The sequence below is a fragment of the Mesorhizobium sp. M7A.F.Ca.CA.001.10.2.1 genome (assembly GCF_003998575.1).
Taxonomy (GTDB): domain Bacteria; phylum Pseudomonadota; class Alphaproteobacteria; order Rhizobiales; family Rhizobiaceae; genus Mesorhizobium.
Genome location: NZ_RZQY01000328.1, coordinates 1 through 6,485, shown reverse-complemented (window position 1 = coordinate 6,485; position 6,485 = coordinate 1). Strand labels below are relative to the sequence as shown.

Annotated in this window: 8 protein-coding genes; 5 read left to right on the top strand and 3 right to left on the bottom strand. The window is 63.9% G+C overall.

The genetic code is table 11. The features are described 5' to 3' along the window. On the top strand, positions 1-572 hold a 572-nt coding region (locus EN964_RS20475), incomplete at its 5' end, for a glycosyltransferase (protein WP_164775901.1). Here EN964_RS20475 and EN964_RS20470 read toward each other — a convergent pair. The 3 genes from EN964_RS20470 to EN964_RS20460 form a co-directional block, all read right to left on the bottom strand. Beyond that, the gene (locus EN964_RS20470; protein WP_127261686.1) at positions 569-928 is read right to left on the bottom strand and encodes a tRNA-binding protein; all 360 of its coding nucleotides are present in this window, start codon (positions 926-928) and stop codon (positions 569-571) included. The genes EN964_RS20475 and EN964_RS20470 overlap by 4 nt on opposite strands. A 27-nt stretch (positions 929-955) precedes the next feature. Further along, complete coding sequence (locus EN964_RS20465; protein ID WP_013893499.1) at positions 956-1,456, bottom strand: YbjN domain-containing protein; 501 nt, start codon at positions 1,454-1,456, stop codon at positions 956-958. Between the two features lie 339 nt (positions 1,457-1,795). After that, a complete protein-coding gene (locus EN964_RS20460; RefSeq protein WP_127270531.1) occupies positions 1,796-2,104 on the bottom strand; it encodes an accessory factor UbiK family protein in 309 nt (102 codons plus the stop codon). A gap of 168 nt (positions 2,105-2,272) precedes the next feature. On the opposite strand from EN964_RS20460, the gene lgt reads away from it, so the two are divergent. From lgt to EN964_RS20440, 4 genes are all read left to right on the top strand, one after another. Beyond that, positions 2,273-3,127 (top strand): prolipoprotein diacylglyceryl transferase, encoded by an 855-nt coding sequence (gene lgt, locus EN964_RS20455; protein ID WP_127270533.1) that lies wholly within the window; start codon positions 2,273-2,275, stop codon positions 3,125-3,127. Then, on the top strand, positions 3,124-4,212 hold the full coding sequence (locus EN964_RS20450) for a class I SAM-dependent methyltransferase (protein WP_127276678.1): 1,089 nt from the start codon (positions 3,124-3,126) through the stop codon (positions 4,210-4,212). The genes lgt and EN964_RS20450 overlap by 4 nt, the downstream gene beginning before the upstream one ends. A 107-nt stretch (positions 4,213-4,319) precedes the next feature. Beyond that, positions 4,320-5,114: a peptidoglycan editing factor PgeF gene (gene pgeF / locus EN964_RS20445; protein WP_127270538.1), complete on the top strand. Its 795-nt coding sequence runs from the start codon at positions 4,320-4,322 to the stop codon at positions 5,112-5,114. After that, a complete protein-coding gene (locus tag EN964_RS20440) occupies positions 5,114-6,265 on the top strand; it encodes a Xaa-Pro peptidase family protein (protein ID WP_127270541.1) in 1,152 nt (383 codons plus the stop codon). Before pgeF ends, EN964_RS20440 begins: the two co-directional genes overlap by 1 nt. Positions 6,266-6,485: the final 220 nt, after the last annotated feature.

Here is a 6,485-nt window from a genome sequence, read left to right as displayed (position 1 = left end):
GCTTCACCAAGCTGCGGCCGTGGACGCGCGGCGTCGACACCAACCATTTCCGGCCCGACAAGAAGAAGAATCTCGGCTTTCCCGGCCCTGTCTTCCTCTGCGTCGGCCGGGTCGCCATCGAAAAGAACCTCTCCGCCTTCCTCGACCTCGACCTGCCGGGCAGCAAGGTGATCGTCGGCGAAGGCCCTGAGCTTGCCAGGCTGAAGGCAAAATATCCGCAAGCGCATTTCCTCGGCCATCGCCCCAACGACGAACTGGCCGAGATCTATGCCTCGGCCGATGTCTTCGTCTTCCCGAGCCGCACCGACACGTTCGGCAACGTCATCATCGAGGCATTGGCCAGCGGCACGCCGGTTGCCGCCTATCCGGTGACCGGGCCGATCGACATTGTCGGCGACGGCTTTGGCGGCGCGGTCTCCAACGATCTGCGCGAGGCCTCGCTTGCCGCGCTCAATGTAGACCGTGCCGAAGCACGCGAACGCGCCATGCGCTACAGCTGGAAGGCTTGTGCAGAGATGTTCCTCGACACGGTCGAGGAAGCGCTGGGAACGACGCGCAAGCTGGCGGCCTAAAACAACCTGCCGCCATCCGGCACCTTGCGCTCGATCGCGCCGAGCACCACCGCGCCCTCTTCGTCGGGAAAGCCGAGCGTCAGCACTTCCGACATGAATGGACCGATCTGGCGCGGCGGGAAATTGACCACCGCGAACACCTGCCGGCCGATCAGCGTCTCCGGTGTATAATATTTGGTGATCTGCGCCGACGATTTCTTGATGCCGATGCCGGCGCCGAAATCGATCTTCAGCTTGAATGCGGGCTTGCGCGCCTCGGGAAACGGCTCGGCCTCGACGATCGTGCCGGCGCGGATGTCGACACGATCGAAATCGGCAAAACTGATCTCGGGCTTACGCTCGCTGTTCGAACTCATCTTGGTTCTTGTCTGCCTTGCGGGGACTCAGGCGTTGCCGTAGGTCTCGAACAGCACGCCGGCCAGGGCGTCCTTGGCCGAGGTTCCCGACCAGACAACGAACTGGAACGCCTGGAAATAGCATTCGCAGGCTTCCAGCGCCGACGACAGCAACACTTCGACCTGCTGGCTCGACGGCTCGACCCCGCCGGCCAGCAGCAGCGACTGGCGGAACATGATCGCGCCCTCCTGCTCCCAGAGGTCGAAATGGCCAAACAGCATCTGCTCGTTGATCAGCGACAAGAGCCGCATCACTTCCAGCGCGCGGGTCTCCGGCACCTTGATGTCGAAGGCGCAGGCAAGGTGCAGCGCCTCGAAATCCTCCATCCACGAGAAGGAGACGTGATAGTCGGTCCAGCTTCCGGCAACCGAGATCGAAATCTCGTCGTCGCCGGCCCGCTCAAAGGACCAGTCGTTGTTGTGGGCCACCTGCTCGATAACATCCACCGGATGGATTTCGCGGGAGAATTCGAGTTCGAGAAGTTCCATGGAATGCTTCCTGTCGTTCTGTACGAGCGCCGCCACACGCTCCGCGGGAGGGCACACACAACGAACAATCTTGTCTAGAACTCGGACGGCCAGGACTTTCTTCGCGCAAAAGACTACCTTCTCGACGCAAAGACCCCAGACCGGACCCCACCGCCCGGTCGCATGACCCTGCTCCGAATCATGCAACAAATTCAGTCTATTGATCGGGAGTCGCGTGAACAGCCCAATTTTTCGCACTGCGTCATTCGCATGTGGAAAGCCGCTGTCACAAAGATTCATGCAATGCCGTTAAGCGATTCACGGCAAAGCGCTTTTCAGGATCGGGCTATGTGGAAAAGTTTAACGATTATTTTTTGTGCGCGGCTTGGCCGCCGTCGCTGGTGTGGCGTCGCCGGCCAGTTCGGCAAGCTTCGCCTCGAGCGCCTCGATGCGGGCGGCAAGGCGAGTGTTTTCTTCCCGCGCCTTGGCGGCCATCTCGCGCGCGGCTTCGAACTCTTCGCGCTGCACCACGTCCATGGTGTTGAGAATGCGTTCGGCCTGCCCCTTGAAGGCCGTCTCCACCTCCCGGCGCACGCCCTGGGCGGCGCCGGCGGCGTCGGTCATCAGCTTGGCGAATTCATCGAGAATGCGGTTCGGTCCGGTCGACATGGCAAATCCTCGCGCTTGCACAAATTGACGTAGTGGCGCTGCGCGTCGAATGCAAGCATGTTGCGCCGCGCTGCGGCATCAAGTCGAGGGCGCCCACCTTGCCTTGACCCTGCCAAAACCCTGCCGCATGGTCCGCGCGCAAACGCGTTTCGCAATGAGAGTTCCCCGTTGAACGAATATTTCCTGCTGCCGCTGGCCTCCTTGCCCTTCCCCGACATCAACCCGATCCTCATCCAGATCGGGCCGCTGGCGGTGCACTGGTATGGCGTCGGCTATATCGTCGGCATCCTGTTTGCCTGGTGGTACGCCAAGCGGCTCGCCGCCAATGCCAGGCTGTGGCCGAACGGCGTCCTGCCGATGAAGCCGGAGGATCTCGACGACTTCATCGTCTGGGCGGCCATCGGCGTCGTGCTCGGCGGCCGCACCGGCTATGTGCTGTTCTATGATCTGCCACGCTACATCGCCCACCCGCTCGATATCTTGGCGGTCTGGCAAGGCGGTATGTCGTTCCATGGCGGCCTGCTTGGCGTCATCCTCGCCATGACGCTGTTTTCCATCAAGCGCGGCATCCGCACCTGGTCGCTGTTTGACGTCGTGGCGGCCGGCGTGCCGGTCGGCCTTGGCCTGGTGCGCGTCGCCAACTTCATCAACTCCGAGCTGTGGGGGCGCCCAACCGACGTGCCCTGGGCTTTCGAATTCCCCAATGGCGGGCCGTTTGCCCGTCACCCGAGCCAGCTCTACGAGGCGCTTCTCGAAGGCGTGGTGCTGTTCCTCGTGCTGCGCATTCTCACCCATTCGCGCCTCAAGCTGAAGACGCCGCGCTTCGTCGGCGGCGCCTTCATCTGCGGCTACGGCCTGTCGCGCATTTTTGTCGAGTTCTTCCGCGAGCCCGACCAGCAGCTCGGCTACCTCCTCGGCACCAACTGGCTGACCATGGGCATGATCCTGTCGACGCCGATGGTGCTGGCCGGCATCTGGGCGATGCTGACCGCCAAGCCGGTGACGCAGCCGCAGCCGGCATGACACGGCTGAAGACCCGCATCGTCGACCTGATCGAGGCCCTGGGGCCGATACCGATCAACGAATACATGGCGATGTGCCTGTTCGACCCGGCGGACGGCTACTACACGACGCGCGAGCCTTTTGGTGCGGCCGGTGACTTCATCACCGCGCCGGAGATCAGCCAAATGTTCGGCGAATTGGTCGCCGTGTGGATGTACCAGGCGTGGCAGGCGAGCGGCCGGCCGCTGCCGGCCACCATCGCCGAGATCGGCCCCGGCCGCGGCACGCTGATGAAGGACATGCTGCGTACGCTGTCGCGGCTCGATCCTGATCTGGCCAGCGGCGCCACCTTCGCCATGATCGAGACCAGCCCGCGCCTGACCGAGGTGCAAAAGCAGACGCTTGGCGCCACACCCTTCGCGGTTGGCTGGCATGAAACCATCGAGACCTTGCCGCAGCAACCGCTGTTCATCGTCGGCAACGAACTGTTCGACGCCGTGCCCATCCGCCAGTTCCTCCGCGCCGGCGCCGGCTGGCGCGAGCGCGTGGTCGGCCTCGACGAGACCAACGACCTTTGCTTCTTCGCCGGCGCCGGCCCGGTCGACCCGACGCTGCTGCCCGCCGATGCCACCCAAGCGCCGCAAGGTTCGATCGCCGAAGTGGCGCCTGCCCGCACCGCGCTCATGGCAACGATCGCCGAGCGCATATCCAGGCATGGCGGCGCTGGCCTGTTTATCGACTATGGCCATCTCCAGCCGGGTGTCGGGGACACGCTGCAGGCCTTGCGAAGCCACGATCACGAAGATGTGCTGGCCAATCCCGGTGAGGCCGACCTCACCTCCCATGTCGATTTCGCCGCCCTGGCCGCGATCGTGCGTGCACATGGCCTCGAAGCCCATCTGACGACACAGGGCGACTTCCTGCTCGGCATGGGCATCCTCGAGCGCGCCGGCCGGCTTGGCGCCGATGCCGGCCAGGCGGCGCGCGAAAGGATCGCCGGCGACGTCGAACGCCTCGCAGGGCCGCAAGCCATGGGCGAGCTGTTCAAGGTGCTTGCGGTACTGCCTCGCGGCGTGGCGGTTCGGCCCTTCGCCGGGGCGGATTGACTTTTTACCGCCGCCCCTCCCAATCTCCCGTCCGCGCTTTGCAGCGCCTGTTCTCGACCAAGCACCTTCTTCTTGACGAAACCGCCCACACGGACAACAACGCCCGCATGCTGAATCAGACCAAACCGGATCCCGTTCGGTCGCCGCTGCTGGACAAGGCGCAGGCACAAGGCATCCGCCACGGCTATTTCACCCGCATCGGCGGTGTCTCCGGCGGCATCTACCAGGGCCTCAACATCGGCACCGGATCGAATGACGACCAGGCGCTGGTCGCAGAGAACCGCGGCCGCGTCGCCGCCTGGATGGGCGTGCCGGCGAACCATCTGTTGACCGCCTGGCAAATCCATTCGCCCGACGTCATCATCGCCAGGGAGCCCTTTGCCGGCGAGCGGCCCAAGGCAGACGCCATCGTCACCGACCGGCCGGGCATCGCCATCGGCGCTTCGACCGCCGATTGCGGTCCCGTGCTGTTCGCGGATGCTGAGGCGCGCATCATCGGCGCCGCGCATGCCGGCTGGAAAGGCGCGTTCACCGGCGTGCTCGAAAACACCATCCTGGCGATGGAAAGCCTCGGCGCCCGGCGCCAAAACATCATCGCCGTGCTAGGCCCCTCCATCGGCCCTGATAACTACGAGGTCGGCCCGGAATTCGTCGCCCGCTTTGTCGAAGCCGATGCCGAAAATATCCTCTATTTCGCGCCGTCCGCCAATGCCGGCCATGCCATGTTCGACCTCAACCGCTACACGGTTGACCGGCTGGCCGAGGCCGGCGTGACGGCTGAAGGCCTCGACCGCTGCACTTACGCCGAGGAAGGCCTGTTCTACTCCTACCGGCGCACCACGCATCGCAAGGAGCCCGATTACGGCCGGCAGGTTTCGGCAATCGTCTTGGAGAGGGAATAATGGCGCTGCATTTTGAACGATCTGAATTTGACGCGCGGCGCGACCGGCTGATCATCGAGATGGCCGAAAAAAAGCTTGATGCCATCCTGCTGTTCGCGCAGGAAAGCATGTACTGGCTGACCGGCTACGACACGTTCGGCTTCTGCTTCTTCCAGTGCCTGGTGGTGAAGGCCGACGGTTCGATGGTGCTGCTGACCCGCTCGGCCGACCTGCGCCAGGCGCGTCAGACCTCGATTATCGACAACATCGTCTTGTGGACGGACCGTAATGGCGCCAATCCGGCGGTCGACCTGCGCAATCTGCTCAACGAACTCGACCTGCTCGGCGCCCGCATCGGTGTCGAATACGACACCCATGGCCTGACCGCGTTCAATGGCCGCCGCCTCGACGAGCAGTTGCAGACCTTCGGCCAGATCGCCGATGCGTCCGGAATTGTCGGGCGGCTGCGCCTGTTCAAGAGTCCGGCCGAGATCGCCAAGGCCGAGAAGGCCGCCAATCTCTCCGACGACGCGCTCGACGCGGCGCTGCCGCTGATCAAGCAAGGTGGCGACGAAGCCCTGATCCTGGCCGCCATGCAGGGTGCGATCTTTGCCGGCGGCGGCGACTATCCGGCCAACGAATTCATCATCGGCTCCGGCGTCGATGCGCTGCTGTGCCGCTACAAGGCCGGCCGCCGCAAGCTCACCAAAAATGACCAGCTGACGCTCGAATGGGCCGGCGTCTTCAACCACTACCACGCACCGATGATGCGCACGGTGCTGACCGGCAAGGTGTCGAAGCGCCATCAGGAATTGTTCGACGCCGCCCGCGCGGCACTCCTGGCTGTCGAAAAGGCGATGACGCCGGGCAACAGCTTCGGCGACGTCTTCGATGCGCATGCCCGCACCATGGAGGCACACGGCCTGACCAAGCACCGGCTGAACGCCTGCGGCTATTCGGTCGGCGCCCGCTTCACCCCGTCCTGGATGGACATGCCGATGTTCTACCAGGGCAATCCCGAACCGATCGCGCCCAACATGACGCTGTTCGCCCATATGATCATCATGGACTCCGATACCGAGACGGCGATGACGCTTGGCCGCACCTACCTGACCACCGAATCCCAGCCCAAGCCGCTGTCCCGCCATGATCTCGACTTGATCGTACAGTGAATCCACAATGGGAGGCGTTCTTCGCCAAGGAGTTAGAAGGCAAATGAGACGATCGCATGTGACGACCGTGTCATTGCTTGTGGCATTGGCTCTTGCCGCCTGCACCAACGCAAAGGACGTGCTCGAACCGTCGGCGATCACTCCGCCGGCGACGTCGACCCAGACGCTGCCCGCCACCAGCACGGCGGGCGCTCCCGCAACCACCGCCGCACCGGTCACA

What these genes read in the sequence shown, in the direction of transcription:
- EN964_RS20470 (WP_127261686.1), bottom strand. Translation starts at nt 928, where the DNA reads ATGAGTTCGAACAGCGAGCGTAAGCCCGAGATCAGTTTTGCCGATTTC.
- pgeF (WP_127270538.1), top strand. Translation starts at nt 4,320, where the DNA reads ATGCTGAATCAGACCAAACCGGATCCCGTTCGGTCGCCGCTGCTGGAC.
- EN964_RS20450 (WP_127276678.1), top strand. Translation starts at nt 3,124, where the DNA reads ATGACACGGCTGAAGACCCGCATCGTCGACCTGATCGAGGCCCTGGGG.
- EN964_RS20460 (WP_127270531.1), bottom strand. Translation starts at nt 2,104, where the DNA reads ATGTCGACCGGACCGAACCGCATTCTCGATGAATTCGCCAAGCTGATG.
- EN964_RS20440 (WP_127270541.1), top strand. Translation starts at nt 5,114, where the DNA reads ATGGCGCTGCATTTTGAACGATCTGAATTTGACGCGCGGCGCGACCGG.
- EN964_RS20465 (WP_013893499.1), bottom strand. Translation starts at nt 1,456, where the DNA reads ATGGAACTTCTCGAACTCGAATTCTCCCGCGAAATCCATCCGGTGGAT.